Annotated in this window: 23 protein-coding genes and 2 riboswitches; of the genes, 11 read left to right on the top strand and 12 right to left on the bottom strand. The window is 73.8% G+C overall.

Going from position 1 to position 24,041, the window contains the following annotated elements:
• Positions 1 to 62: 62 nt before the first annotated feature.
• From ACIGEZ_RS20135 to ACIGEZ_RS20115, 5 genes are all read right to left on the bottom strand, one after another.
• On the bottom strand, positions 63 to 602 hold the full coding sequence (locus ACIGEZ_RS20135) for a copper chaperone PCu(A)C (RefSeq protein ID WP_399832862.1): 540 nt from the start codon (positions 600 to 602) through the stop codon (positions 63 to 65).
• The gene (locus ACIGEZ_RS20130) at positions 599 to 2,899 is read right to left on the bottom strand and encodes a heavy metal translocating P-type ATPase (protein ID WP_399832860.1); all 2,301 of its coding nucleotides are present in this window, start codon (positions 2,897 to 2,899) and stop codon (positions 599 to 601) included. The genes ACIGEZ_RS20135 and ACIGEZ_RS20130 overlap by 4 nt, the downstream gene beginning before the upstream one ends.
• Positions 2,899 to 3,111 (bottom strand): hypothetical protein, encoded by a 213-nt coding sequence (locus ACIGEZ_RS20125; RefSeq protein ID WP_399832858.1) that lies wholly within the window; start codon positions 3,109 to 3,111, stop codon positions 2,899 to 2,901. The genes ACIGEZ_RS20130 and ACIGEZ_RS20125 overlap by 1 nt, the downstream gene beginning before the upstream one ends.
• 184 nt (positions 3,112 to 3,295) lie before the next feature.
• Entirely contained in the window at positions 3,296 to 4,747 is a 1,452-nt protein-coding gene (locus ACIGEZ_RS20120; protein ID WP_399832856.1) for a PepSY-associated TM helix domain-containing protein, read from the bottom strand.
• 92 nt (positions 4,748 to 4,839) lie between these two features.
• Complete coding sequence (locus tag ACIGEZ_RS20115) at positions 4,840 to 5,481, bottom strand: hypothetical protein (protein WP_399832854.1); 642 nt, start codon at positions 5,479 to 5,481, stop codon at positions 4,840 to 4,842.
• A gap of 447 nt (positions 5,482 to 5,928) precedes the next feature.
• On the opposite strand from ACIGEZ_RS20115, the gene ACIGEZ_RS20110 reads away from it, so the two are divergent.
• Positions 5,929 to 6,144, top strand: coding sequence for a hypothetical protein (locus tag ACIGEZ_RS20110; RefSeq protein WP_105867903.1), 216 nt, complete (start codon positions 5,929 to 5,931; stop codon positions 6,142 to 6,144).
• A gap of 86 nt (positions 6,145 to 6,230) precedes the next feature.
• On the opposite strand, the gene ACIGEZ_RS20105 is transcribed toward ACIGEZ_RS20110, so the two are convergent.
• Positions 6,231 to 6,815 carry a sigma-70 family RNA polymerase sigma factor gene (locus ACIGEZ_RS20105; RefSeq protein ID WP_399832852.1) on the bottom strand — a complete coding sequence of 195 codons (585 nt, stop codon included), beginning with the start codon at positions 6,813 to 6,815 and terminating at the stop codon, positions 6,231 to 6,233.
• A 135-nt stretch (positions 6,816 to 6,950) separates the two neighbouring features.
• Complete coding sequence (locus tag ACIGEZ_RS20100) at positions 6,951 to 7,733, bottom strand: hypothetical protein (RefSeq protein WP_399832850.1); 783 nt, start codon at positions 7,731 to 7,733, stop codon at positions 6,951 to 6,953.
• 571 nt (positions 7,734 to 8,304) lie between these two features.
• On the opposite strand from ACIGEZ_RS20100, the gene ACIGEZ_RS20095 reads away from it, so the two are divergent.
• From ACIGEZ_RS20095 to ACIGEZ_RS20085, 3 genes are read left to right on the top strand one after another with little or no spacing between them, the layout of a single operon-like run.
• Complete coding sequence (locus ACIGEZ_RS20095; RefSeq protein ID WP_399832848.1) at positions 8,305 to 8,940, top strand: ATP-binding cassette domain-containing protein; 636 nt, start codon at positions 8,305 to 8,307, stop codon at positions 8,938 to 8,940.
• Positions 8,937 to 9,806 carry a metal ABC transporter permease gene (locus ACIGEZ_RS20090; protein WP_399832846.1) on the top strand — a complete coding sequence of 290 codons (870 nt, stop codon included), beginning with the start codon at positions 8,937 to 8,939 and terminating at the stop codon, positions 9,804 to 9,806. Before ACIGEZ_RS20095 ends, ACIGEZ_RS20090 begins: the two co-directional genes overlap by 4 nt.
• On the top strand, positions 9,764 to 10,609 hold the full coding sequence (locus ACIGEZ_RS20085) for a metal ABC transporter solute-binding protein, Zn/Mn family (RefSeq protein ID WP_399832844.1): 846 nt from the start codon (positions 9,764 to 9,766) through the stop codon (positions 10,607 to 10,609). The genes ACIGEZ_RS20090 and ACIGEZ_RS20085 overlap by 43 nt, the downstream gene beginning before the upstream one ends.
• Positions 10,610 to 10,763: 154 nt before the next feature.
• Here the strand turns inward: ACIGEZ_RS20085 and ACIGEZ_RS20080 are convergent, their stop codons facing one another.
• Both ACIGEZ_RS20080 and ACIGEZ_RS20075 read right to left on the bottom strand, forming a co-directional pair.
• Positions 10,764 to 12,449, bottom strand: a complete 1,686-nt coding sequence (locus tag ACIGEZ_RS20080) for a class I adenylate-forming enzyme family protein (RefSeq protein ID WP_399832842.1) — start codon at positions 12,447 to 12,449, stop codon at positions 10,764 to 10,766.
• The gene (locus tag ACIGEZ_RS20075; RefSeq protein ID WP_399832840.1) at positions 12,446 to 14,242 is read right to left on the bottom strand and encodes a CoA transferase; all 1,797 of its coding nucleotides are present in this window, start codon (positions 14,240 to 14,242) and stop codon (positions 12,446 to 12,448) included. Before ACIGEZ_RS20075 ends, ACIGEZ_RS20080 begins: the two co-directional genes overlap by 4 nt.
• Before the next feature lie 148 nt (positions 14,243 to 14,390).
• Here ACIGEZ_RS20075 and ACIGEZ_RS20070 point away from each other — a divergent pair, with 148 nt between their 5' ends.
• Positions 14,391 to 15,599 carry an acyl-CoA dehydrogenase family protein gene (locus ACIGEZ_RS20070; protein WP_399832838.1) on the top strand — a complete coding sequence of 403 codons (1,209 nt, stop codon included), beginning with the start codon at positions 14,391 to 14,393 and terminating at the stop codon, positions 15,597 to 15,599.
• On the opposite strand, the gene ACIGEZ_RS20065 is transcribed toward ACIGEZ_RS20070, so the two are convergent.
• Both ACIGEZ_RS20065 and ACIGEZ_RS20060 read right to left on the bottom strand, forming a co-directional pair.
• Positions 15,586 to 16,665: a sugar ABC transporter permease gene (locus ACIGEZ_RS20065; RefSeq protein WP_399832836.1), complete on the bottom strand. Its 1,080-nt coding sequence runs from the start codon at positions 16,663 to 16,665 to the stop codon at positions 15,586 to 15,588. The two genes, ACIGEZ_RS20070 and ACIGEZ_RS20065, sit on opposite strands and share 14 nt — an antisense overlap.
• Entirely contained in the window at positions 16,662 to 17,858 is a 1,197-nt protein-coding gene (locus tag ACIGEZ_RS20060; RefSeq protein ID WP_399832834.1) for an MFS transporter, read from the bottom strand. Before ACIGEZ_RS20060 ends, ACIGEZ_RS20065 begins: the two co-directional genes overlap by 4 nt.
• A 260-nt stretch (positions 17,859 to 18,118) precedes the next feature.
• A riboswitch (cobalamin riboswitch) is annotated at positions 18,119 to 18,302 on the top strand.
• A gap of 29 nt (positions 18,303 to 18,331) precedes the next feature.
• Between ACIGEZ_RS20060 and ACIGEZ_RS20055 the strand changes: the two genes are divergently transcribed.
• The 6 genes from ACIGEZ_RS20055 (at position 18,332) to ACIGEZ_RS20030 (ending at position 21,857) form a co-directional block, all read left to right on the top strand.
• Positions 18,332 to 19,045, top strand: coding sequence for an energy-coupling factor ABC transporter permease (locus ACIGEZ_RS20055; RefSeq protein ID WP_399832832.1), 714 nt, complete (start codon positions 18,332 to 18,334; stop codon positions 19,043 to 19,045).
• Positions 19,042 to 19,434 (top strand): energy-coupling factor ABC transporter substrate-binding protein, encoded by a 393-nt coding sequence (locus ACIGEZ_RS20050; protein ID WP_399832830.1) that lies wholly within the window; start codon positions 19,042 to 19,044, stop codon positions 19,432 to 19,434. The genes ACIGEZ_RS20055 and ACIGEZ_RS20050 overlap by 4 nt, the downstream gene beginning before the upstream one ends.
• 6 nt (positions 19,435 to 19,440) lie before the next feature.
• Positions 19,441 to 20,196, top strand: a complete 756-nt coding sequence (cbiQ, locus tag ACIGEZ_RS20045) for a cobalt ECF transporter T component CbiQ (protein WP_399832828.1) — start codon at positions 19,441 to 19,443, stop codon at positions 20,194 to 20,196.
• 1 nt (position 20,197) lies between these two features.
• Complete coding sequence (locus tag ACIGEZ_RS20040) at positions 20,198 to 21,061, top strand: energy-coupling factor ABC transporter ATP-binding protein (protein WP_399832826.1); 864 nt, start codon at positions 20,198 to 20,200, stop codon at positions 21,059 to 21,061.
• Positions 21,054 to 21,455: a hypothetical protein gene (locus ACIGEZ_RS20035; RefSeq protein ID WP_399832824.1), complete on the top strand. Its 402-nt coding sequence runs from the start codon at positions 21,054 to 21,056 to the stop codon at positions 21,453 to 21,455. The genes ACIGEZ_RS20040 and ACIGEZ_RS20035 overlap by 8 nt, the downstream gene beginning before the upstream one ends.
• Before the next feature lie 11 nt (positions 21,456 to 21,466).
• A riboswitch (cobalamin riboswitch) is annotated at positions 21,467 to 21,677 on the top strand.
• A complete protein-coding gene (locus ACIGEZ_RS20030) occupies positions 21,663 to 21,857 on the top strand; it encodes a hypothetical protein (RefSeq protein ID WP_399832822.1) in 195 nt (64 codons plus the stop codon). (Overlaps the previous riboswitch by 15 nt.)
• On the opposite strand, the gene ACIGEZ_RS20025 is transcribed toward ACIGEZ_RS20030, so the two are convergent.
• Entirely contained in the window at positions 21,848 to 24,025 is a 2,178-nt protein-coding gene (locus tag ACIGEZ_RS20025; RefSeq protein WP_399832820.1) for a discoidin domain-containing protein, read from the bottom strand. The genes ACIGEZ_RS20030 and ACIGEZ_RS20025 overlap by 10 nt on opposite strands.
• Positions 24,026 to 24,041 lie beyond the last annotated feature (16 nt).

Raw genomic sequence — 24,041 nt, 5'->3', positions numbered from 1 at the left:
CTACTGCCCGTCATATAGCCCGTTCGAGCTCCCCACCCATTCGGCCGGGCCGAGCTGCCGGGTCAGGACGCCGGAGCAACGCCGAGGGGGGTGACGACGGCATCGACCGTCACGCGTCCGGTGCGCTCGAAGTCGAGCACGAAGGTGACGCGGTCTCCCGGGCGCCACAACGGTGACGCCCGTACGGTGAGGGCAGGGCCGAACGGGGACATGGCGACCGCCGTCCGCGCTGGCACGGTGAGGGCCCCGCCATCCTCCCGGTAGGCCCCGTTGACCTCGTTCATGCGGTGCTGGGTGATCTCCGCCGCGCTCGTCGCCGTGGTCGCCGTTAGGACTGTCGCCGCGACGAGGCGGTCGGGGGCACCGCCCGTGTTGACGACGGCGAAGTAGGCGTTGGTGGGGCTTCCGGGAACGGCGGGCAGCAGGAGCCGGCCCTCGCGGACCTCGATCCGGGCCGGGCTGCCCGCGTGGCCGGCGAGGGCCCACGCGGAGAGACCCGAGACTCCCGCGACGCCTACGAGGAGGGCGACGGCACCGGTGCGGACCGCGTCAGCGAGGCCGGTGCGGTCGTAGCGCCACGGGGTGGACGGTGTCGTGTTCATCGCACACCTGCCGGGGAGCGGCGGGCGCCCGCCGCGTGGGGCCGGGGGCGACGGGCGGAGCCGCCGGGCCGCCAGGCGCGCAACCGGAGGCTGTTGGCGACGACCAGGACGGAGCTGGCGGACATGGCCAGGGCGGCGAGCATCGGGTTGAGCAGGCCGACCATGGCGAGGGGCATGGTGACGAGGTTGTAGCCGAAGGCCCAGGCCAGGTTGACCCGGATCGTGACCAGGGTCCGGCGGGCCAGCCGCACCGCGTCGGCGAGAGCCTCGATGTCGCCGCGGACGAGGGTGACGTCGGAGGCGCCGATGGCGGCGTCCGTGCCACCTCCCATGGCGATGCCGAGGTCGGCCCCCGCCAGGGCCGCAGCGTCGTTGACACCGTCGCCGACGACGGCGACGCGGCGGCCTTCCGCGCGCAGACGGGTCACCAGAGTGGCCTTCACCTCGGGAGTGCAGCGGCTGTGAACCTCGGCGATGCCCAGGTCCTCGGCCACGGCGCGGGCGACGGCGGCGCGGTCACCGGTCGCGAGCACCAGGCGCACGCCGAGCCTGCGGAGCCGGTCGACGGCGCGGTAGCTGCCGGGGCGGACCAGGTCGGCGACCTCCAGCAGCGCTTCCGCCTTCCCGTCCACCCGGACCACGACGGCTGTGCGCGCCGTGTCCTCCGCGCGTTCCAGCGCTGGCCTCAACTCCTCGGGCAGGCCGTCCGCGTGGGCCGTGACGACCTCGACGGTCCGCTTGCCCACCCGGCCGCTGACGCCCCGTCCCGTGACGGCACGGAAGTCGTGGACCTGGGGCAGTCCGGCGCCGCCGATGGCACGGCGGGCGTGGGCGGTGATCGCCCTGCCGAGCGGATGCTCTGAACCGGCCTCGACCGCGCCGGCGAGCTCGACGGCCGCGGCCTCGCCGAGGCCGCCGGGCACGGCGGTCACCCGGCCGACACTCATGTGACCGCTGGTCAGCGTGCCGGTCTTGTCGAGGACGACGGTGTCGATGTGCTGGAGCCCTTCCAGCGCCTCGGGGCCGCTGACCAGGACGCCCAGCCGGGCTCCCCGGCCGGTGGCCGCCATCAGCGCCGTGGGGGTGGCAAGGCCGAGGGCGCAGGGGCAGGCGACGACCAGGACGGCGACGGACGCGGTTACGGCCGCCTGCGGATCGGCCCCGGCGCCGAGCCAGAAGCCGAGGACCGTCGCGGAGAGGGTGAGGACGATCGGGACGAAGACCCCGGCCACCGAGTCGGCGAGCCGCTGGGCGCGGGCCTTCCCGGCCTGGGCGTCAGTGACCATACGGGTGATGCGGGCGAGCCGGGTGTCGTCGCCGACCGCGGTCGCGCGCACGACGAGCAGTCCGCCGACGTTCACCGAGCCGCCGGTCACGTCCTGGCCGGGAGCGACCTCGACCGGTTCCGACTCTCCGGTCACCAGCGACAGGTCGACCGCCGAACCGCCCTCGGTGACGTGCCCGTCCGTGGCGACCCGCTCGCCGGGCCGTACGACGAAGAGGTCACCCGTACGGAGTTCCTCGACCGGGAGGGCCACCTCGGCGTCCCCGCGCCGGACCGTGACCTCCTTGACGGCGAGATCGGCGAGGGCGCGCAGTGCCTCACCGGTGCCGAGCCGGGCGCGGGCCTCCAGGAGGCGTCCGAGGAGGACGAAGAGCGGAACACCGACGGCCGCTTCCAGATACACATGGGCCATGCCGTCGTCCGCCGAGGGAAGGAGGCTGAACGGCATGCGCATGCCCGGTTCTCCGGCGCCTCCCAGGAAGAGGGCGTAGACGGACCAGGAGAAGGAGGCGATGACGCCGAGGGAGACCAGGGTGTCCATCGTCGCCGTCGAATGCCGCAGTCCCCGTAGGGCCTGCTGGTGGAACGGCCACGCGCTCCACACCGCGACCGGGGCGGCCAGCGTGAGGCACAGCCACTGCCAGTGGGTGAACTGGGCGGCCGGGACCATGGAGAGGACCAGTACGGGCAGGGACAGCAGCGTGGTGACGACGAGCCGCTGCCGTTCCGGGTCGGTCCCGCCCTCCTCGTCCGTCGCGGCACCGGTCTCCGGGACGGGCTCGGGGCGCGGTACCTCGGCGGTGTACCCGGCCGCCTCCACCGCCGCCACGAGGGTCTCGGGGGTGACCTCGTGGGGGTGCGTCACCCGGGCCCGGCCGGTCGCCAGGTTCACCTCGGCGGTGACGCCCTCCAGCCGGCCGAGCTTGCGCTCCACCCGGCGTACGCAGGCTCCGCAGGTCATGCCGCCCACGACGAGGTCCGTGACGGCGCCCGTCATGGTCTCCGGTGTCATCAGTGGCCGCCCGAGTGGTGTCCGGGAGTCGCGTCGCCCTGCCCGGGGCCGGACGACGCGGGGCCCACGATGCCGGGCGCGACGGGCCCGACCGCAGCACCCGCCGCGTAGGCGCCGGCGAAGACCACGCCCAGCAGGAGGAGGAACCCGCACACCGCGGGCGGGGGCAGGAAGCGGGCGAACGCCCGCTCTCGGGCTGGCGCGTGGTCCACGGAAAACGGCCTCCGGTCACGTCCCGTGCCGTCCCGTCGACGGCGGGTATGACAGGAGTCGGATACCGGGGAGGGGTAGTTCCTCGGTGATGGAGTGACGTGGGTCACACCCCACAAGGTGTCGGCTCCGGGGCGGGCCCCCCGCCGCGGCCCGGGTCCACCCGGGTGGACCCGGGCCGCGGCGTCACGCCGCGCGGGCGCGGCGCGCGAGTCCGACGGCGATGTCGACGGCGAGGAACGCGGCCAGGGTGACGCCGAGGAGGGGCAGGGCCCAGCCGAGCGCGATCACGGCCGGGACGCCGATGATCAGGACGGGCAGCGGGAGCCGTCGCCAGGTCCCGCGCGCCGGCGCCTTGCCGAGGAGCGCGGAGCGGTCCTCGCGGGTGGGGCGGCGCTGCCACCACATGCGGTAGCCCCAGAAGGTCACCAGGATCAGGCCGACGGCGATCAGGGCGAGCAGGATCTGGTTGACGATCCCGAAGAGGACGCCCATGTGGCCCTGGACGCCGAGCTTGGTCAGCTTGGCGAGGACGGGGTAGTCGGCCCAGCGCACGCGCGAGGTGACCTCACCCCTGGCGGTGTCCACCGCGACGCGGTCGTAGTGGACCGGCCAGACGTTGTCGGACTGCGCCACCACCCAGCCACTGGCGGCGTCGGCGGGCGGGGTCAGGGTGACGGTGCCACCGAGGCCGGCCGCACGTGCCGTCTCCAGCGCCTTGTCGAAGTCCGCCGGGTCCGCCTTCGGGCTCATGGCCGACATGTCGTGCCCGGCGTGGCCGGCGTGCTCCTCGCCACCCGCGCCCCCCGCCGGGGCCGGGGCGTCGGGGAGCGTAGTGTCGAGCTCGGGCGCATGGCCCTGGGCGGCGTCGAGGACCTGCCCGAAGCGGTCACCGGCGTAGTGGGACCAGGTCAGACCGGTCGCGCTCAGGAAGAACAGGCCCAGGGCGAGCCAGACGCCGGTCGCTGCGTGGAAACCGCGGGTGCGGCGCACGCCGCGCGCGGTGCGGTCGGGCAGCAGGACCCCGCGCGCGGACTTGGCCCGCTGTCCGCGGCTGCGGCCGATCCACAGCACGAGGCCGCCGGCGACGATCACCCACAGCCAGCTCGCCGCGACCTCGGAGTAGAGCCGGCCGAACTCCCCGAGGTGCAGGTTGCGGTGCAGGTCGTCCAGCCAGGTGGTCGCCGGGGTCGAGCCGAACCAGGTGGTCAGCTCGCCCTTCACCTCGGCCGTGTACGGGTCGACGAAGACCGTGCGCTGCTTCTCCCCGAGCTCGGGCAGGGACAGCACCACCCGGGTGGTGTCCTCCGGGCCCGGCGGGGTGACCACCGAGTCCAGGGTGCCCTCGGGGTGGGCGGCCCGCGCGGCGGCTATCTGCTCGGACAGCGGCAGGACCCGCTCGCCGGTCTTCTCCACCCGCAGCTGGTCGCCGTAGAGGAGCTGGTCGACCTGCGGGGTGAAGGTGTAGAGGAGGCCGGTCAGGGCGGCGACGAACAGGAACGGGGCGACGAACACACCGGCGTAGAAGTGGAGCCGGACGAGCAGGGCGCGCACGCCCTGCCAGGACCGGCCCGCAGGAGTGCTCTCGGGCGGGTCGGCGGGAGACGACGCTCTGGTCGTGTCGGTGGCAGAAGACATGGTGGTGCTCCAGGAAGACGTACGGGAACCACGCGGGGGCTTCCGGGGTGGAGCCGGCGCGGTGAGAACCGCCGGATGGGGCGGGGTGGTGATCAGGCGTACGTCGCCGAGGGAGGACCGCGCCGGGTCCGGGTGCGGGCGAGCAGGACACCACGCGGCATGGGCAGGGTGCGGTCGGGTTCCGCGGCCGGCCGCTCCGGCGGGACCGGAACCGTCGCCGGGACGAAGGCGCGCGGGAGCGGGGGCAGGAGCAGGCGGGACAGCCGTCCCAGGACCCGCTCGCCGTGGATCAGGCACACCGCCGCGCCGAGCGCCGCCAGCGTGTGGGCCAGCGTCATCCCCGGGTCCATGGAGTGCCCGGACGCACCCGGTCCGGCGGGCACGCCGTGGTGCCCGGCGTGGCCCATGTGCTCCATGTGCTCCATGCGCCCCATGTGCATCCCGCCGGGCGTCGCCGTGGCGTCGCCGTGCCCTCCGGCCATGATGTGGAGGACAAGGTGCAGGACGCTCTGGGCCAGACCGAGGACCAGGACGGTCGCCGCGAAGCGGTGACGGCGGAGCGCCGAGAGCGCGCCGCACACGACCGCAAGCACGGCGAACAGCCCCACGAGACCGGTCGTGCCAGGCAGCCGTCCGCCCGCCGCCACGTGCCCGGCGGCACCGAGCAGCAGGCATGCCGAGGCCCCGAGCAGACCCGCCCGGGTCCGCCTCAGCCAGCTCCCGGGTCCGCGCACGGCCACAACGTAGCCCCGGACGGGCGGGGCGACGAACGCCGCTCTCGCGACCCCTCTCCGATCCAGCCGTCCACGCACCGTCAGCATGCCTCCTCCTCAACGGGGTTGGCTCCCAGAGCTGGGAGCGGCGCCCCTCGTCCCGCTCAGGGGTGAGGTCACTCACAGCAATGAACAAAGCGACAAAATGGCAGGAAAGCCCAGACCGGCCTTCCCGAGGACCGGCCGAGGGCGGCCGCCTCGCCACAAGAGTCGCGCCGGAGTCGTGTCTGGTTTCCGGCGGTTGGCCGGAAACCGAAGCATCGGGAGCACGGGTCCGTTCCGCGTGCTGCCGTACGGGCTGCCGGACGGGCGTGGGCACCTCGCGGCCGGGCATGACTCCTCCGTCCGTGAGGACGCGGCGGCATCCTGCCGCCCCGGTACGGACGTGATCGAGAAAGGCGTGTAGCGATGGCTGACATCGGTTCTCTGGAGCCCTTGGCGACGTTCTGCGGCAAGTGTGACTGCGGCTGCCCGCAGCTCTTCGTGGACGAGAGCGCGCCGCCGGAGCGCCGGGTGGTGATCACCGACGACTTCGGACAGAAGGTGGAAATGAGTGCGGACCAGTTCGCCTCGCTCGTCGAGGAGGCGAAGGAGGGTCGGCTGGACGCGGTGGCGGCGGCCTGAGCCGCCCGCACGCGGCCGTTCCGTCCGCCTCGTACGGAGGACGGAACGGCCGCGCCCACGCGACCCACCCGGACCTCACGCGGACCTCACGCGGCGATGGGCACCCTCTCGGGTTCCTTCAGGGACCGGGTCAGCGCCGCCCGGGCTCGGGAGACACGTGACCGGACGGTGCCGACGGGGCAGTGGGCGGCCCGTGCGGCCTCGTCGTACGAGAGGTCGAGCAGCTGCGTCAGGACGAAGGCATCCCGGCGGTCGTCGGGCAGTGCGGCGATCAGGGCCCGGAGCAGGACGCCCTCCTCGAATCCGGGCAGGTCCGTCGGCTGTGACCGCTCGACGACGTCCTGCCAGTCGACGACGTCGGAGACCCGGGGGCGCGACGTCTTGTAGCGGATGCTGTCGATCACCGCGCGTCGGGCGATGGAGAGGAGCCACAGGCGCGCCGGGGCCCTGCCCTCGTAGCGGTGGAGGCTGGTGAGGGCGCGCAGCAACGTCTCCTGGGTCAGGTCCTCGGCCGCCTGGGCGTCGTCGGCGAGTCGGCCGATGTACCTCCGTACGTCCTTCTGGACCGCACGGAGGAAACGGTCGACGGCGTCCGCGTCGCCCCGCGAGCCGGCGAGGGCCCAGGTGGTGAGGTCGTCGTCCGTGACTCTTTCGGACAGGACAGGGCTCATCGTGGGGTCGGGTCCTTCCCGGTGTTCGGGCAGGACGGCGTGCGTCCGTCGGCTGCCCGTGAAGGTTGTGGGCCCCGTGCTCGGGCACGGGGTACTTCCGGACGGCGTACGGACGCGGTCCGGGCGCTCCCGCTGTCAGACGACAGCGGCCCCCACCGGAGGACCCCGGGTGATCAGTGCGTGAACGAGCAACCGCAACCGGGCCGGGCGGACGGACGGCTCGGGACGGAACGTCCGCGGCGGTTCCCACGCCGGCACGGGCATCGCCAGCAGCAGGGCGAAGGGGATCAGGACACGGTCCGCGGCCGCGCGCAGGATGCAGAAGAAGGCGCGCTCGCCGTGGGCGAGCCAGAGCCCGCACAGCAGGGCCGCCGCGAGGTGCGCGGCAAGCATGCCCCAGGAGGCGGTACCGGTCATCGCGGTCATGTCGTGCCCACCGCCACCGTGACCGCCGCCGTGCCCGGCGTGCTGAAGGGCGACTATCGCGGACGATCCGCCGCTCAGCGGCGGCAGCTTGATGCTCCGGGTCAGACCGGCGTCCTCGGCCACGTCGTAGGCACGGGCCGCGGCGGCGAGGTCTCCGTGTGGTCCGCACAGGAGATAGTCGGCCCAACGGCGCGCCAGCGTGGACTCCGCGTCCGGTGCCCTCACCGGTGAAGGGGTCAGCGCCTGGTGGAGAGTGAAGGCCCCGTGCAGCGCGGCCTGCACCGCGACAGTGAATGCCACCACCGCCGCGCGACCGCGCTCCTGGCCCGCCGCCGCCCAGCCCACACAGGCAACGGCCGCGGCGGTGAGGACGAGCACGTGCCAGGGCAAGGACTCACCGGACATCAGGATGTGACCGACGGACGCGAGCACCACGCACACCACCGCGAACATCGCGGCGCGCGTCGCGCGCAGGCTGCCACCGACCGTCATGGCACGAATCCTGACAGCTCGCTCCGGGCGGCAACAGACCAGGGTCGGCGACCGGCACCCGAGTCCGGGATCCGCGCGCCGGAAGGTGGCGGTCCAGGAGCCGACTGCTCGGCGCGAAGAACCACTGTGATCACTCGGCGGCCCACGGTGTCCCACACGGTGGCCTGCCGACCGCACCCCGCACCGTGAAGCGGGATGTGGCGAAACACGCGGTCGGCAGGCCGGAGTCGGACCACGCTCGGGAAGGCGAATTCCAACGTGGTCCGGCGCCGTCATCCTGGCACGCGCAATCTCCTGGAACCCCGCCGCGCGATGCGATTCCCACGTGAGGATCATCCCCCGGCCTGCGGGAACCCGGACGGTTCCGGTACCGACTCTTGCCGCGCGAACGGTCCCGGCCGTCACCCCACCGGGAACTCCACCCGGTCCGGCCCGGGCGATGCGCTGCGGGGCACCGGGGTGCCGGCCCAGGAAGTCGTCACGTCGTGGAACCAGCGCGTCGCGCCGTCCGACTCCTGCGTGTGGGAGGGGTGAACAGGCCCTTTCCGTGCGCTGCGGTGAAGGGTGTGGGATGGGCGGGTTGGACGTGCGGATGCGCGGCGTCACGTGTCGGCACGGCCGGGTGGAGGCGGTCTCGGAGGTGGACCTTGAGGTCGCCGCCGGAGACCGGGTGGCACTGACCGGGACCAACGGCTCGGGCAAGACGACGCTGCTGCGCGCCGTGCTCGGTCTGCACCGGCAGGCCGGCGGCTCCATCCTGGTCGGCGGGCGCGGCACGCGTACGGCCGCCGAGTGGGCCTGGCGGCGGCGCTCCTGCGCCTGGATCCCGCAGAAGCCGGCCGCCGGCCGGTTCCCCTTGCTCGGTGCCGAACTGCTCGCCAGCAGCACCGCACCGGCGGAGGCCACGGAAGCGGCCGGCCGGCTCGGGGTGGGCGGGCTGGTCGAGCGGCCGCTGCACACCCTGTCCGGCGGACAGCTCCAGCGTATGTACCTCGCGCGGGCGATCGGCTGTGTCGCCGCCGGAGCGCAGGTGCTGCTGGCCGACGAGCCGACCGCCGCACTCGACTTCGACGGGCAGGCGGAAGCGGCGAACGTGCTGGCGTCGTTGCCGGTGACCCTGGTCGTGGTCACGCACGACCGAGCGCTCGCCGAACGTTGCGACCGCGTGCTGGAGATGGCGGCGGGCCGGCTGCGGGAGGTCCGGTGAGCACCCTCGCGACCGCCGACGTCGGCACGCTACTCCAGCTCGTCCCGGTACAGCGGGCCGGGCTGGCCCTGCTGTTGGCGGCCGTCGGGCTGCCCGTCATCGGCGTGATCATCGTCGGTCTGGACATCATGCCGGTCCGGTTCGCGATGATGCACGTCGCGCTGTTCGGGATCGCCGTCGGCCTCATCACAGGGCTCGACCCGATGCTGTGTGCGCTGGTGGCCTGCGCCCTGGCCGGGGCCGGCGTCGCGCCCCTGGCCCGGACCCCCGACGGGCTGTCTGGTGCGATGGGGCTGCTGATGAGCCTGGCCATCGCGGGGGCACTGCTGCTCCTGGCGGTGTCCGGGGTGAACGCCTCGGGCGCGTTCGCGCTGCTGTGGGGTTCGATCCTGTCCGTCGGCACACCGGATCTGGCCGTGCTCGGCGTGCTGGCCGTCGTCGTGCCGGCGCTGTTCTGGTGGCGGCGGCGGGACGTCGGCCTGTTGCTGTACGACCGGGAGCTGGCCGAGTGCTCGGGCGTCCCGGTCCGTGCCCTCACCGCCGCGCTGCTCGTCCTGGTGGCGGTGGCGGTCGCCGGAGCGATCAAGCTGACCGGGGCGCTGCTCGTCGACGCGCTGACCCTGCTGCCCGCCCTGGCCGCCCGGCGGCTGGGCAGCTCACTGAAGTCGATCACCCTCTGGGCGATCGGTATCGGGGTCGCGGTGAACCTGACCGGGTTCCTGCTGGCCCTGTGGCTGGACTGGCCCCCCGGGCCCGTCCTCGTCCTGACGGCGGGGGCGGTCGTCCTCGCCGTGCACCTCATATCCGAACGGAGAACCACCTCATGGCGCGCACCGGCGTCCGCATCCCTTCCCTCCTCGCACTGAGCGCGCTCGGCCTGACCCTCGTCACCGGCTGCGGCGGCGACAAGGACGACACGTCCGCCCCCTCCGCCTCGGCACCCGCGGCCGGGGCAGGTGCCTCCTCGGCGCCGGCCGACAGCAAGCAGAAGCCCGTGGTCGTGGTCACCACGACCTGGGAGGGCGCCTTCGCCAAGGCGGCCGGCGCCGACGACGTCAAGGTCATCGTCCCGCAGTCGGTGCACCACGCCCCCGACTACGACCCGAAGCCCTCCGACCTCGCCGCCGTCGCCAAGGCCGACTTCGTGCTGTACGCGCCGTTCGAGCCGTACGCGGCGAAGATCAAGGAGGCGGCGGGCTCGAAGGCGAAGCTGGTCGAGGTGAACCTCGACAACGACCCTGACAAGGTCAAGGCCGAGGTGGACAAGCTGGCCGCGCTGTTCGGCACGGCGGGCGCCGCGACGAAGTGGAAGGCCGGATTCGACAGCGAGTACGGCAAGCTCAACAAGGACGTCCAGGCGGACTGGCCCGGCGGCAAGAGCCCCGTCACGGTCACCCAGGTCTTCACGACGTGGGCGGCGAAGCTGGCGGGCGTCACCCCGGCCGGCACGTACGGGCCGGAGGCGGTGACCCCGGCGCAGCTGGCGGAACTGTCCGCCAAGAAGCCGGCCCTGGTCCTGGACAACGCCCACATGTCGACCGGCACCGTGCTGCCCGACTCCGGCGCCAAGCAGGTGCAGATCGTCAACTACCCCGGCGAGGACCTCGACCTGCTGGCCGTCTACCGCAACGCGGCGGCCGAGATCAAGAAGGGGATGGGCGGGTCCTGACCCCGTAGGCGGCGCGCGCCGCGCGGCGGCTCACTCGGGTGCGTTCCCCGGCGAACGCACCCGAGTGCGGCTTCCGCCTCGTTCCAACTCGCCATGAACACCCGACCCGAACCGGGGCCGGCCACGCGTCCCGCGTGTGGCCGGCCCCGGTTCGTCAGCCCGCCTGGGCGAACGGCGGCCTGCCCGTCGCAGCGTCGGGGCCGGTGGCACTCGCGGTGAGGCGTTCCCGCAGTGCGGCCCGGTCGGGCTTGCCCGCCGCCGTGAGCGGCATCGCCTGGACGACCAGGAGCCGTTCGGGGTGCTTGCGGCGGTCCAGGCCACGGGCCGCCAGATGTGCGCCGAGGGACTCCAGGATGGGAGCCTCCTCACCCCGGGGGACCACACACGCCGCCAGCCGCTCGCCCATCAGCGGGTCGGGGACCCCGACGCACACCACATCCCGGACCTGCGGGTGCGCGGTGAGCTCGCGTTCGACCTCGGCCGGGCTGATGTTGGCGCCACCGCGGATCACGATGTCCTTCAGCCTCCCGACCACGTGCAGGACGCCCTCGGCGTCGAGGAACCCCAGGTCTCCGGTGCGGACCCAGCCCTCGGGCGTGCGGTAGCGGGCGTCCAGGTCGGGGGCGCCGACGTAGCACAGCGGGGACATCGGGCCCCGGGAGATGATCTCGCCTATGGCACCGTCGGCGAGCGCGTCGTGGGTGTCCGGGTCGGCGATCCGGATCTCGGTGACGCGCGGGTCGGGGCGGCCGGCGACGACACCCGAGCCGTCCGTGGGCGGGACCGCGTGCGCCAGCCCGGTGTGGCAGTTCACGCCGTCGGCCGAGCCGTAGAGGTTGACGACCGGGCAGCCGAACGCCTTCGCCGCTGCGGCCGCGGTGGTCTCGTCCAGCGGGGCCCCACCGAGGACGAGCGCGGTGGGCGCCGGAAGTTGCTCGGCATCGGCATCAAGACGTTCGAGCATCATGCGGACCATCGTCGGCACGCCCAGGACGTGAGTGGGCCGGTGCTCCCGGAGGGCCGCGAGGGCGGCGTCCGGGGTGAAGTGGTCGAGCAGGACCAGCGTGCCGCCGTGCCGGGCGAGGGTCACCGCCGTGCCGTTGGAGCCGAATGCGGAGGCCAGCGGGACGAGGAAGAGGCAGCGGGGCGGCGTCCGGTCCGGCATGAGCGACGCGAGGAAGTTGCCGCGCCCGCCGGCCAGCGCGTTGTGCGAGTACGCGATCATCTTCGGCTCGGCCTCGGAGCCGGAGGAGACCAGGATGCGGGCCGCGCTGTCCGGGTCGGGCCGGGCCGGCACGAACGCCTCCGGGTCGCTGCGCATCAGCCCGGCCCAGGCCACCGTGCCCTCGGGTGCCTCCCCGGGGCCGACCGCGACGACGTGGCGCAGGTCGGGCATGGACCGGGTGAGGGTGTGGAGGTCGGCGGCGTGGTGGAAGTCCCGGTGCTGAACCGCCGCGATGACGGCCACGGCCTGGGCACGGCGCAGCAGGCATTCGGCTTCCAGGACACCACGGCCCACCGGGAAGGGCAGGGCGACGGCGCCGAGCGCGGCCAGGGCCAGGTCGGCGATGACGGCGTTGCGGTGGTTGGGGAGTTGTACGCCGACCACGTCGCCCTCGCGTATGCCGAGGTCTCTGAGGCCGGCTGCCAGACATCGGACCTTGCGGTCCAGGGAGGTGTAGCAGAGTTTGCCCTTGGCGTCGAGGATCGCGGTGTGGTGCGGGTCGGCGATCTGGCGGGCCCGGAAGAGGCTGTACAGGTCGAGGTCGGGGCAGGTTCCGTCGGTCGCCCAGGAGCGGCGGAGTCCGGCGGGCAGCAGGTCGTGCAGGTCGACGGTCATGCGAAGCTCCAGGGGGCGATGACGGCGGGGGCACCGTGCTCGTCGCGGTGAATGGCACCGGCGAAGCGCGGATCGTGGTGCAGGTCGGACAGGTCCGTGGTGACCGCGGTCGCGGCCAGTCCGTGACCGTGCAGCCGGGCCAGCGCTTCCGTAGTGGGCAGCGCGGTCAGGTCGTGGGCCGCGGCGGCCCGGGCATCACGGTCCGCGGGGGCGATCCAGCCGTCGGCCGTGGGCAGGGGACGGCGGAACCCGGCGGGGCGGCGGGGGTTCTCACCGCGTCCGACCCGTGCCAGCACGGGCGCGATGAGGGTGTCGGCCGCGCCCAGCAGGGAGGAGTCCACGCGGACTCCATGGCCGGTGCGCTCGCGCAGGAGGAGGCCGGCCAGGACGGCCTCGGTGCCGTGCAGTCCGCCGAGCACGTCGAGCAGCGTCATCAGCGACGGAGCGGGCGGTTCTCCCTCGGCCCGGACCGCCTCGCCGACGCCGGTGCGGGCCTGCACCATGAAGTCGGTGCCCATGGGGGCGTCGTCGATACGGTCCGCCCAGCCGCCGGTGTACGCGTAGACGAGGGCCGGGTTGACCCTGGCCAGGTCCTCCGCGTCCAGGCCCAGTTCGGCTGCCTTGCCCGGGGCCCAGTTGTGGAGGAAGACGTCCGCCCCGGCGGCCATCTCGGTGAGCCTGCGGCGGTCGGCCGCCGCCTTGATGTCGATCTCGACGGCCTTCTTGCCGCGGTTGAGGGCGAGCCAGCGCGCCGATATGCCCGAGGAAGTGGGCGGCATGCCGCGCAGCGGGTCCCCGCCCGGCGGCTCGATCCGGATCACCTCGGCTCCCAGCAGGCCCAGGAGGTGGGCGGCCAGGGGCGCCTGGATGCGCCGGCCGGCCTCCAGCACGGTCAGTCCTGCCAGCGGACCGCCGTCGGCCGCCGGTCCGGTGGGCTTCGCCGTGTGCGCGGGCCGCTGTGACGTTTCGCCGCTGAACGGCCGGAAGGACCACGGGGGTGCGCCGTCAGCCTCGGCATGCCGCTCCACCAGGGTCCTTATCACGCACACCTCGGCACCCGACAGTGCCGCGGCCCGGCGGATCTCCGCCAGTGGCCTGCCGCGCGTGACCTCGTGCAGCACCGGCGGGAAGGGCGCGCACGCCATGGCGTAACGGAACTGGAAGGGGCGCCATCCCGCCCGGATCGCGTCGGCGGGTACCTCCAGCGCCCGCCAGAAGGCGGCCCACGCGCCCGGGTCGAGGGTCTCCAACTCGAAGAGGACTCCCTCGGCGGAAGTGAAAGGCGGCCCTCCCGGGGAGAGTTCGGCCGCTTCGCCCTCGTCGGCGCCGGCGGCGGCCAGGTACTGGGAGACCACGAGCAGTCCTGCCCGGTCCGCGCCGGTGCTCAGGCAGCTCGTTCCGGAGGCCACGCGGGCTTGCCCGATCAGGGCGGCGAGCAGCCCCTGGACGGTGAGCACGGCGGTGGCGGTCGCGGTGTAGTCGGCGGCCAGTCCGGCCGGGGCGCCGGTCCGGCGGCCGTGGACGGCCATCACGCCGGTCGCGGCCTGGACCGTGGCCTCGTCGACCAGACCGCTGCCGGGCCCGCCCCAGTGCGCGGTGGCGGACACGGGGTCGAAGCCATGACCGCTCACCGTGATCCCTCCGTTCCCGGCCGCGCCCTGCGCACGATCCGTACGGGCCCCGAGCAGCTCCAGGTGCGCGGCGACGACGCCGGCGATCTCGGCGGGCCCCGAGACGGTGGCGTCCATCGCGTCGAGTGGTCGAAGGGCCGCCGTGGTTGCTGGTGACGCCATGCCTCTCCTCTCCCGGCGCGCAGCGGTGGCCGGCGCCCGAGTCGTACCGAAGACGGGAACCAGGACGCCGGCGCGCCCGACCAGTTCCACGAAGAGAGAGTCGGACACACGTTCCCGGGAGTTCCCGGGCAGCCGAGGAGGCATCGCCGTGCAGGATCCCGCCGCGCCCGTGGACAGCCCCACCCGATCCGGGCCGGCCCCGGCCGAGTTGGGCGAGCGCGTACGACAGTTCGTCGGCTCCGTGATCGTCCCGGCGGAGCGGGTGCTCGACGCCGGCGGACCGGCGGCGGCCGAAGCCCTGGCCGAGATCCACGCGCGGGCCCGCGCGGAAGGGCTCTGGGCCCTCCCGCTCCCCGCCGGACTCGGCGGCGGCGGGCTGTCGTTCGCCGCGTACGCGCGGCTGGCCGAGGCCGAGGGAGCCAGCGACCACGGACCCGCGGCCCTCGGCTCCGCGCCCCTGCTGGACGTCACCATGCTGTCCCGGCACGCGACCGGCCCGGTCCGCGACGCCTACCTGGGTCCCCTGGTCGCGGGATCCTTGCGGACCTGCTACGCGATGACGGAACCCGACGCCTGCGGCACCGAACCCTGGCTGTCCTCGACCACTGCCACCCGCACGCCGGACGGCGCCTGGCGGGTGAGCGGCCGCAAGTGGTTCGTCTCCGGGGCGGCCGGAGCCGACCTGGTGACCGTGCTGGCCCGGACCGGAGGCGCCCCGGGCGACCGGCACGGCCTGTCGCTGTTCCTGGTCCCGACCGACACGCCCGGGTTCCGGGTGGTGCGGGAGCTGCCCGTGCTCGGCGCGACGGGTCAGTACGAGATCGAGTTCGACGGCGTCGAGGTTCCGGCCGACCATCTGGTGGGGCCGGAGGGCGGCGCCCTGACCGTCGCGGGCGAGCGGCTCGCGATGGGCAGGACGCTGCGCTGCCTGCGCTGGCTCGGCCAGGCTCAGCGGGCCTTCGACCTCATGTGCGAGCGTGCCGTCACCCGTCGCGGGTCGCGCGGCCCGCTGGCGGACCACCAGCTCGTCCAGCAGCACGTGTTCGACGCACTGCTGGCCCTGCGCACCACGCGGCCGCTGGTCCACGAGGCAGTGGCGCTGATCGCCGCCGGACAGGACGCCCGTACCGAGGTGGGCCTGGCGAAGGTGGCCGCGGCGCGGATGCTCCAGCAGGTCGCCGATGCGGCGATCCAGGTGTTCGGTGCGGCCGGCCTGGGCCCGGACACCCCCCTGCCCGCCCTGTTCCGCGGCGGACGGGTCGCGCGGATCCTCGACGGCCCCGACGAACTCCACGTCACCTCGGTCGCCCGCAGGGTCCTCCGCGACCACGCCGAGGGCGCCGCTACACGCGGGTGAGGTCGACCAGGCCGTTCAGCGAGGCCAGGCCGAGGGCCAGGAAGAAGTCACCCCAGACCAGTTCGTGGCACTCGGCCAGGCCCCGGCCCGCGTCGTAGCAGCCGTCCAGCAGCATGCCCGCGGGACGTCCGCAGCTCCCGTACGTGAGGTGGTGCGCGGCCAGGGTGCTCAGGGTGACGACCCCCCGGTACGAGCAGGCGGGCGCCCAGTCCTCGGGCAGACGGGCGAGTTTGAGCAGGGCGACCGCGGTGATGGCCGCGGCCGAGGTGTCCAGGGTGCCGTGCGGGGCCGTGGTGTCGGACGGGGGTACGAATGGACCGGACAGCACGCCCTCCAGCGAGAGCAGCTGCCGGGCCGCCGCTGTCAGGCGACCGCGGTCATGGGCGACGACCTCAGGGCGGAGCAGGGCGTCCGCGACCGCGAGGAGCAGCCAGGCCCGGCCGCGGCTCCACCCCCGCCCCGGCTCCTCGCACGGCTGCCAGCCGGCGCCCCCTTCCTGGAACCGCCAGGCGGGGACCGGTTCCCCGCCGGCCGCGAGGCACAGGTCCAGGTGCCGGTGGAGGTGCTCGGCCGCGGCCCCGGGCGCGACCCCGGACAGCAGCGGTACGGTCCCGGGCACTCCGTCGGCGCGGGCCTGCAGCCGGGAGCCGCCGAAGGCGTCGCCCCAGGGAACGAGGCCGAGTTCCGGGTGGCGGGCCGCGAGAACGGCACGGGCGGCCCGCTCCTGGAGCGCGGCGGCTCCCGCGTCGCCGTCGGCCAGGGCGGTCGGGTACCAGAGGATCAGGCCCCGGGTGACGGTGTCCGCGTCGGCCCAGGGCGCCAGAACCGTCATACGCCCGGCGGCCGCGCGCCGATCGGCCGCCGTTCCGCTGTACCGGGCCCGCAGCCACAGCAGTCCGGCCCAGAAGCCGCCGGTCCAGGATCCGCCGCCGGTCGTCTTCCAGACCCCGTCCCGGGGATCCGCGTACAGCGGGAACCGCTCCCCGACCTGGGACTCGGTGGTGGTGACGCGTTCCATCACGGCGGCCAGGGCCCGGTCGGCCCAGTCGCCCACGACGCCGCTCATGCGGCGGACACCCGGTCGCGACGGGACCACGCGTACGCGACGGCCGCGGCGGCCGTGAACTCGGCGGCCACGAGCAGCCAGCCCAGGCCGTAGTGGCCGGCCTCCGCGAACGGCGCGAACGCGGCGGGGCCGATCGCGAATCCGGCGAAGAAGCCCGCCGCGACGAGGGCCGAATCCTGGCCGGCCCGGCCCGGTTCGGCCCGCTGCATCACCAGCACCATGGACACGGCGTTCGCCGAGACCGCGAACACGCCCACCGCGACGGCACCGGCCCACACCAGGGGGCCCGCCCACCGCGCGGCACCGATGAGGGCCGCCGCACCGACGGCCCCGCACGCCAGGAGCGCGGGCAGCCACTCGGCCCGCCCGGGCCGGGCGGCCCGGGACCACCCGACGCGGCCCACGATCCCCGTGACGCCGAGGACGGCGACCAGGACCGCGGCGACGGCCGGTCCCAGGTCCAGCGGCCCCGACCCGTACAACGCGAGATACGTGTTGACCGAGGCGATCCCCGCGCCGAGGAAGAGTGAGTAGCCGCACAGCCAGGCCGTCATGCCCCGCGGAGCCCGCACACGGCCGGCGGGGGACGCGGGCGGCTCGGGATCGGCGGGCAGGGACCGGTGCGCCCACCCTGCGGCCAGCAACGCCGCGCACGCGGCCGTCCACACGGCGGCACGCCAGCCCAGACCGGCGGCGAGCCCGGCCAGCGGAAGTCCCGCCGCGAAGGCCCCGAGCTGCACGCCCGACTGCTTCATGCCGGTCACGGCTCCGCGCCGGCCGGGGGCCACCGCGGCCAGGACGGCCTTGTTGGTGGCCGGGTTGGCGAGCGCCTGCGGCACCCCGCCCAGGGCCACCGAGCCAAGCAGCAGCCCGGCACCGGGAGCCGCACCGATGAGAGCCAGGGCGGCGGCCGAGGCCACCAGCAGCAGCACCAGCGAGCGGCGAGGCCCGGTCCGGTCCACGATCCGCCCCCCGACCGGGGAGAGGAGGGCGGCGGTGCCGAAGCCGACGGTCGTGGTCAGACCGAGCACGGCCGGCGAGACACCCATGTCGTCCACCAGACGCGGGCCGAGCGCCCCCAGCAGGAACAACTGGAGCATGGAGAACGCCATCGCGCAGGTGAGCAGGGCCGTGAGCCGCGGATTCGCCCGCCCGTCCGGCGGGGCGGCCGCCTCCGTCCCGTGTGACACCACAGATCTCGTCTCCGTTTCTCGCGGTGCGCTGGGGGTGATACGAACCGGTCGGACAGTCAGTCGTGGGCGGTCTTCCGCGGGTTCCCGACGACCCCTATGGCGTGAAACACACCGCGCGGCCACCGGCCGGGCGGGGCGGCTCCCGAGCCATCGGCCCCACGGCGCCCGGTCGGAGCGACCGCGCTGCCGGCGCCTCCGCGCGCCGTCCGCGTGCCCCGTCCGCGCGCCTGGCTCCGCTTGTCACTGCCCATGAGGGCCCGTTAGGGTCGCCACGCCTTGGTGAGCGGGAAATCCGGTGCGAAACCGGTGCGGCCCTCGCCACTGTGACCGGGAAGTCCGGCTCCAGCCCTCGCGGGCAGCCACTGGGTCCTCGGACCCGGGAAGGCGGAGCACGGGCGGTGGTACCCGTCAGCCAGGAGACCGGCCAGGGCACGTCAACCATCCACGAGGTGCTGGAGAGGGTTCGCTGAACCATGCACATAGCCGAGGGTTTCCTTCCTCCGGCGCACGCGGTCGCCTGGGGCGTCGCATCCGCGCCGTTCGTCGTCCACGGAGTACGGTCACTCAGCCGCGAAGTGAAGGAGCACCCGGAGAGCACGCTGCTCCTGGGCGCCTCCGGCGCTTTCACGTTCGTGCTGTCCGCTCTGAAACTGCCTTCCGTCACCGGTAGTTGCTCTCATCCCACCGGCACCGGTCTCGGTGCCATCCTGTTCCGGCCGCCGATCATGACGGTCCTCGGCACCATCACCCTGCTCTTCCAGGCCCTGTTGCTCGCACACGGCGGTCTCACCACCCTGGGCGCCAACGTCTTCTCGATGGCGATCGTGGGCCCCTGGGCGGGCTACGGCGTCTACCGGCTCCTTCGCCGGTACGACGTCCCGCTGATGGTGACGGTGTTCTTCGGCGCGTTCGTCGCCGACCTCACCACCTACTGCGTCACGAGTGTGCAGCTCGCGCTCGCCTTCCCCGACCCGAGCAGCGGTTTCGCGGGGGCGCTCACCAAGTTCGGCTCCATCTTCGCCGTCACGCAGATCCCGCTCGCGGTCAGCGAGGGCCTGCTCACCGTCCTCGTGATGCGGCTGCTCGTGCAGTCCAGCAAGGGCGAGCTCACCCGGCTCGGCGTGCTCGTGACCGGTGGCAGGCGGGACCGTCGGGCCGACGCCGACGCCGAGGCGGTGGCCCGATGAGCCGTAACGCCAAGATCAACACGGTGCTGCTGCTCCTCGTGGCGGCCCTCGCCGTCCTGCCCCTGGCCCTCGGCCTCGGCGACCACAAGAAAGAGCCGTTCGCCGGAGCGGACGCCGAGGCGGAGACGGCGATCACCGAGATCAAGCCGGACTACAAGCCCTGGTTCTCCCCCCTCTACGAGCCTCCGTCGGGCGAGATCGAGTCGGCGCTCTTCGCCCTCCAGGCCGCCCTCGGCGCGGGTGTCCTCGCCTACTACTTCGGCCTGCACCGAGGCCGTCGGCAGGGCGCGGAGCGGGCACGGGCAGCAGGCGACGGCGACGGGGGCCGGGTCTCGGCCGGGGACGCCGCGGACGGCGCCCCGTCGGGTGCGGCGACCGAGCGGTCCTGAACGACCGTGCTGCCGATCGACGCGGCGGCGCACAGCAGTCGCTGGCGCCGCCGCCATCCCGTGGACAAGGCCGTGCTCGGACTCGGCCTGACCCTCCTCGCCATCTCGCTGCCACCGTGGCCCGGCGCGGCCCTCGTCCTGATCGCGGCGCTCGCCGTGCTGCTGGGGCCGGCGGGCGTCCCCGCCCGGCGGCTGTGGCGCTCCTACAAGGTTCCGCTGGGCTTCTGCGTGACCGGAGCCGCCACCCTGCTCGTCCAGGTCGGCGGGCCCGAGGGCCTGGTGGCCCTCGCCCCTGGCGGCCCGGCCCGCGCCGGGGAGTTGCTGCTGCGCACCTCGGCCGCCTCCCTCGGCGTCCTCCTCTTCGCGTTCACCACTCCGATGTCGGATCTGCTGCCCCGCCTGGTCCGCGCCGGGGTGCCCGCGCCGGTCGTGGACGTCGCCCTCGTCACGTACCGCATGAGCTTCCTGCTCCTCGACTCGGTCCGCCGCATCCGGGAGGCGCAGGCCGCCCGGCTCGGACACACCACGAGGGCGGCGACCTGGCGCTCTCTCGGGGGGCTCGGCGCGACCGCGTTCGTCCGCGCCTTCGACCGCGCCGCCCGGCTCCAGGACGGACTCGCCGGACGCGGTTACGACGGGACGCTGCGGGTCCTGCTGCCCGAGGTCCGGATCTCCGGCCGGTTCGTCGCCGCGAGCCTCACCCTGCTCGCCGCCCTTGCCACCCTCACCCTCGTACTGCACTCGTACGGGAAAGGCAGCTGACATGAGCGAGCTCCCCCTCGTCGCCCTACGCGACGCGTCCTTCGCGTACGAGGACGGCCCCACCGTGCTCAGCGGTCTCGACTTCGACATCCAGGAAGGCCGTGCCCTCGCACTGCTCGGCCGCAACGGAAGCGGCAAGACCACGCTGATGCGGCTGCTCAGCGGCGGGTTGAGACCACGCACCGGGCAACTGACGCTGCACGGGCAACCGGTGGCGTACGACCGGAAGGGCCTGACCCGGCTGCGTACCACCGTGCAGCTGGTGGTCCAGGATCCGGACGACCAGCTCTTCGCGGCATCCGTCGCCCAGGACGTGTCCTTCGGACCCCTCAACCTCGGCCTGCCCGACACGCAGGTACGCACGCGCGTCGACGAGGCCCTTGCCGCACTGGGCATCACCGCCCTCGCCGACCGGCCCACCCATCTGCTCTCCTTCGGCCAGCGCAAGCGCACCGCCATCGCGGGAGCCGTCGCCATGCGACCGCGGGTGCTCATCCTCGACGAACCGACCGCGGGCCTCGATCCCGACGGCCAGGAGCTCCTCCTCACCACGCTCGACGAGCTGCGCGCGAAGGGCACCACCGTCGTGATGGCCACCCACGACGTGGACCTGGCACTCCGCTGGGCGGACGACGCTGCCCTGCTCACCCCGTCCGGCGCGCACATCGGCCCCGCGGTCACGTCCCTGTCCCGCACCGACCTCCTGGAGCAGGCCGGCCTGCGGCTGCCCTGGGGTGTCGCGGCCGCCGAACTGCTTCGCAGCCGCGGGCTCCTGCCGGAGCAGACGGCGATCCCTCGCACCCCGGCCGAACTCATCGCCCTGTCCCCCTCGCCTCTCAGGCCGACGATGCCGGCCGATGGGTGACGCCCCCGAGGCTCGACGGATCGTGGTGGACGGCGAGGAACTCTTCGCGATCTCCGGCACGGATCTCGCCCGGTTCATGGCCATCCGGCGTCAGGTCGGCGGGCAGAGCGACCGCATCCGCGCCCTCATGTCTTCCGTGGCACGCCTCACGGAAACCCTGGACGTGCTCGGACCTCTCTTCGCCGAACTGGCCGGCGTTCACGTCTGCGAGGGTGCCGGGTGCCGGTTATGCGCGCTCGTCGCCGACGGCCTCGGCCAGGTGGAGACGGCACGACGCGCTCTCCCCCGCAGCGGTCGCGCCCGCTCCGCCGCGCCGCGACGACCGCCGGGCGACCACCCGCCACCCGGCTCGGCCCGTCATCCGGGCGATCCTCCCCCGCCCGGAGGGGACTGAGATCGCCGCCGTTGGCTGACGGGGTAGCTGGTTCGCCCCGTCAGCCAGACGGGATGCGTCGTAAGAGGGAACCCGGTGAGAATCCGGGACTGCCCCGCAGCCGTGAGCGGGAACGACCGCCGTCACACAGCACTGGACCCGGTACGGGTCCGGGAAGCGACGGCCAGTAGGTGTCCTCCGACCACTCTCGGCGGACGACGTGCCCGCGTGTGGCAGACGGTCTCGATCGGCCTCTCCTTCACTCCCCTCGCTCCCGCCACCCCGTTCTTCATGGCCGCCGGACTGGGGATCGGCATCGCCGGCGCGCTCCTCGACGTGACCAGCGCGGTCTTCTACGGGGTCGGCTACGGCTGGTCGAGCAAGGACCTGGGGGCGGGGGGCCCGGCGTCGGGTCAGGGGTAGGAGACGACCGTGGAGGGGATGGTGTCGGTCCCCGAGGTGGGGGAGCCGGTGTCGTTGATGACGTGCTCGTAGTGGCCGTTGCCGCCGAGGGAGACGACCAGCAGGCTGTGGAACCGCACGCCCGGCTTCACCGGGGCGCGGAAGCCGTGGTCCTGCCGGATGGCCGGGTCGACGTTGTAGTAGCAGTAGCTGCCGAGCCCCCAGCCCTCGTGCGTGGTCACGGAGTCGTCCACGCGGTAGGCGGCGTAGCCCCTGACGGCGCCGTTCTGGATGGCGGCCTGGTTCGGGGCGTCGTACGCCTTCTCGTTCTGGTAGAAGATCGTGCGGCCGCGCTCGCCGTACCACTCGACGTCGTACTTGTTGAAGTGCTCGACGAACAGGCCGGTGGCCAGCACGTCGTCGCCGTTGACGCGGACGCCGTAGTCGGCCCGGTTGGTCTCCCAGCCGACGCCGTCGCCGTGGTCGGCGCGCCAGACCCAGGTGTGGTCGACGATCGTGTCGTCGCTGTTGACGACCATGCCGACGCCGGCCCGGCCGGGGCCCGCGCCGCCGACCCGGAGGTAGACGTCCTGGACGGTGGTCGGGTTCGCCGCGTGGTCGGCGGAGGCGCCCTGCGGGCCGATCTCCAGGAGGGTCGGGGAGTTGACCGGGCCCGCGTCCACGAGGAATCCGGCCAGCCGTACGCCGTCGACGTCGGCGACGCGCAGGGCGGTGACCCCGTTGTCCGGGACGATCGTGGCAAGGCCGAGACCGAGGACGATCGTGCCCGGCCGGCCGATCTCGACGGTGCGGTCGACGTGGTGGACGCCCGGTGTGAAGAGCAGATGGAGCCCCTGCGCCACGGCCTGGTTGAGGGTGGCCGCGGTGGTCCCCGGCTTCACCACGTAGAAGCGGCTGAGCGGAATGGACTCGCCCTGCGGGGTGCCGGTCCAGCTCACTCCCCTGGCATTGACCCGCTTCGCCGGGGCGAAGACCTTGAACTCCCCGCCCTCCCAGAAGAGGAAGGGCTTCTCGCGGGAGACCGGGGTGGTGTCGAGCGTGGTGTAGCGGGGCTCGGGGAAGGACGTGGCGGGCGCGCCCTCGACGCCCGAGAAGACCTGGTTCCAGACCGAGTTGGACCAGCCGCCGACGGCGCTGTCCCGGGTGTACCACTGCTGCTGCGAGTAGTTGCCGATCTGGCCGTCGATCCGGCTGTCGGCGATGTAACCACCGCTGGCCCAGCCGTAGCCGGTGGGCGCCAGGTTGAGCCCGCCCTTGACGTGCATGCGGCGGAACGAGGCCGCCTGGGAGACCGCCCAGCGGTCGGTGCCGTTGACGGGACTCAGCGCCAGGTTCTCGGCGGAGCGCCAGAAGTTCTGGGTGGCGTTGCCGTTGAACCAGCCCGCGTCGACGGTCACGTCGCCGTTGATGGTGGTGTCGTCCGGGCGCAGGCCGAGACCGGCGATCTGCGTGTAGAAGCCGAGCTGCGCGTTGAGGCCGTTGTACGTGCCCGGCTTGAAGAGGAAGGCGTGCCGGCCGGCGCCGAACTGTGCCGACTCCTGCTGCCGGAACACCTCGTCCAGCTGTGCCTGGATCCCCGGCGTCGACGGGTCGACGACGTGCACGTTGGGCCCGAGGTCGCCGCCGCCGGGCAGCGTCGTACCGCCGTCGGCGGTGCCGTACACCTGGAACTCCCAGAGCGAGTAGCCGTATCCGGTGCCGCGGGTCTGGCCCTGGAGGCGTACGTAGCGCGCGGTGCCGGAGACGGGGAGGGACTCGTTGCCGCCGGGGCCGGTCGTGGTGGCGTACGCGGTGGTCCAGGCGGCGCCGTCGAGGGAGGTCTCGATGCGGTACGCCCTGCCGTAGGCGGCCTCCCAGCGCAGGTCGACCCGGCCGAGGGCGGCGGGCGCGCCGAGGTCGACCTGGATCCACTGCGGGTCGGCGAAGGCGCTGGACCATCGGGTGCCGAGGTCGCCGTCGACGGCGGCGGTCGCGGGGGTGCCGCCGTTCTCCTGGCTGGAGGCGGTGACCGGCCGGCCCTGGGAGAGCAGCACGGGCGCGGCCTGGGCCTCGGTCGCGGGGGCGAGCGCGAGCAGTCCGCCGAGCAGAGCGGTGACGAGCGCGAGCGCCCGGGTGCGTGGTCGGGAGCGGGACGGGGCGGCCGTGCGTGTCGCGAACGGGCGGTACATGGCGGCTCCTTGTGGG

This window comes from Streptomyces sp. NPDC085481 (assembly GCF_044541845.1).
In the GTDB taxonomy this organism is placed as follows: domain Bacteria; phylum Actinomycetota; class Actinomycetes; order Streptomycetales; family Streptomycetaceae; genus Streptomyces.
This window is presented reverse-complemented; position numbering and strand designations above follow the sequence as displayed.

Excerpts from the sequence above, each read along its gene's own strand:
- ACIGEZ_RS20100 (WP_399832850.1), bottom strand. The coding sequence starts at position 7,733 with ATGACGGTCGGTGGCAGCCTGCGCGCGACGCGCGCCGCGATGTTCGCG.
- ACIGEZ_RS20055 (WP_399832832.1), top strand. The coding sequence starts at position 18,332 with ATGCACATAGCCGAGGGTTTCCTTCCTCCGGCGCACGCGGTCGCCTGG.
- ACIGEZ_RS20095 (WP_399832848.1), top strand. The coding sequence starts at position 8,305 with ATGGGCGGGTTGGACGTGCGGATGCGCGGCGTCACGTGTCGGCACGGC.
- ACIGEZ_RS20080 (WP_399832842.1), bottom strand. The coding sequence starts at position 12,449 with ATGACCGTCGACCTGCACGACCTGCTGCCCGCCGGACTCCGCCGCTCC.
- ACIGEZ_RS20065 (WP_399832836.1), bottom strand. The coding sequence starts at position 16,665 with ATGAGCGGCGTCGTGGGCGACTGGGCCGACCGGGCCCTGGCCGCCGTG.
- ACIGEZ_RS20025 (WP_399832820.1), bottom strand. The coding sequence starts at position 24,025 with ATGTACCGCCCGTTCGCGACACGCACGGCCGCCCCGTCCCGCTCCCGA.
- ACIGEZ_RS20110 (WP_105867903.1), top strand. The coding sequence starts at position 5,929 with ATGGCTGACATCGGTTCTCTGGAGCCCTTGGCGACGTTCTGCGGCAAG.
- ACIGEZ_RS20120 (WP_399832856.1), bottom strand. The coding sequence starts at position 4,747 with ATGTCTTCTGCCACCGACACGACCAGAGCGTCGTCTCCCGCCGACCCG.
- ACIGEZ_RS20130 (WP_399832860.1), bottom strand. The coding sequence starts at position 2,899 with ATGACACCGGAGACCATGACGGGCGCCGTCACGGACCTCGTCGTGGGC.
- ACIGEZ_RS20105 (WP_399832852.1), bottom strand. The coding sequence starts at position 6,815 with ATGAGCCCTGTCCTGTCCGAAAGAGTCACGGACGACGACCTCACCACC.
- ACIGEZ_RS20040 (WP_399832826.1), top strand. The coding sequence starts at position 20,198 with ATGAGCGAGCTCCCCCTCGTCGCCCTACGCGACGCGTCCTTCGCGTAC.
- ACIGEZ_RS20135 (WP_399832862.1), bottom strand. The coding sequence starts at position 602 with ATGAACACGACACCGTCCACCCCGTGGCGCTACGACCGCACCGGCCTC.
- ACIGEZ_RS20050 (WP_399832830.1), top strand. The coding sequence starts at position 19,042 with ATGAGCCGTAACGCCAAGATCAACACGGTGCTGCTGCTCCTCGTGGCG.
- ACIGEZ_RS20035 (WP_399832824.1), top strand. The coding sequence starts at position 21,054 with ATGGGTGACGCCCCCGAGGCTCGACGGATCGTGGTGGACGGCGAGGAA.
- ACIGEZ_RS20085 (WP_399832844.1), top strand. The coding sequence starts at position 9,764 with ATGGCGCGCACCGGCGTCCGCATCCCTTCCCTCCTCGCACTGAGCGCG.
- ACIGEZ_RS20075 (WP_399832840.1), bottom strand. The coding sequence starts at position 14,242 with ATGGCGTCACCAGCAACCACGGCGGCCCTTCGACCACTCGACGCGATG.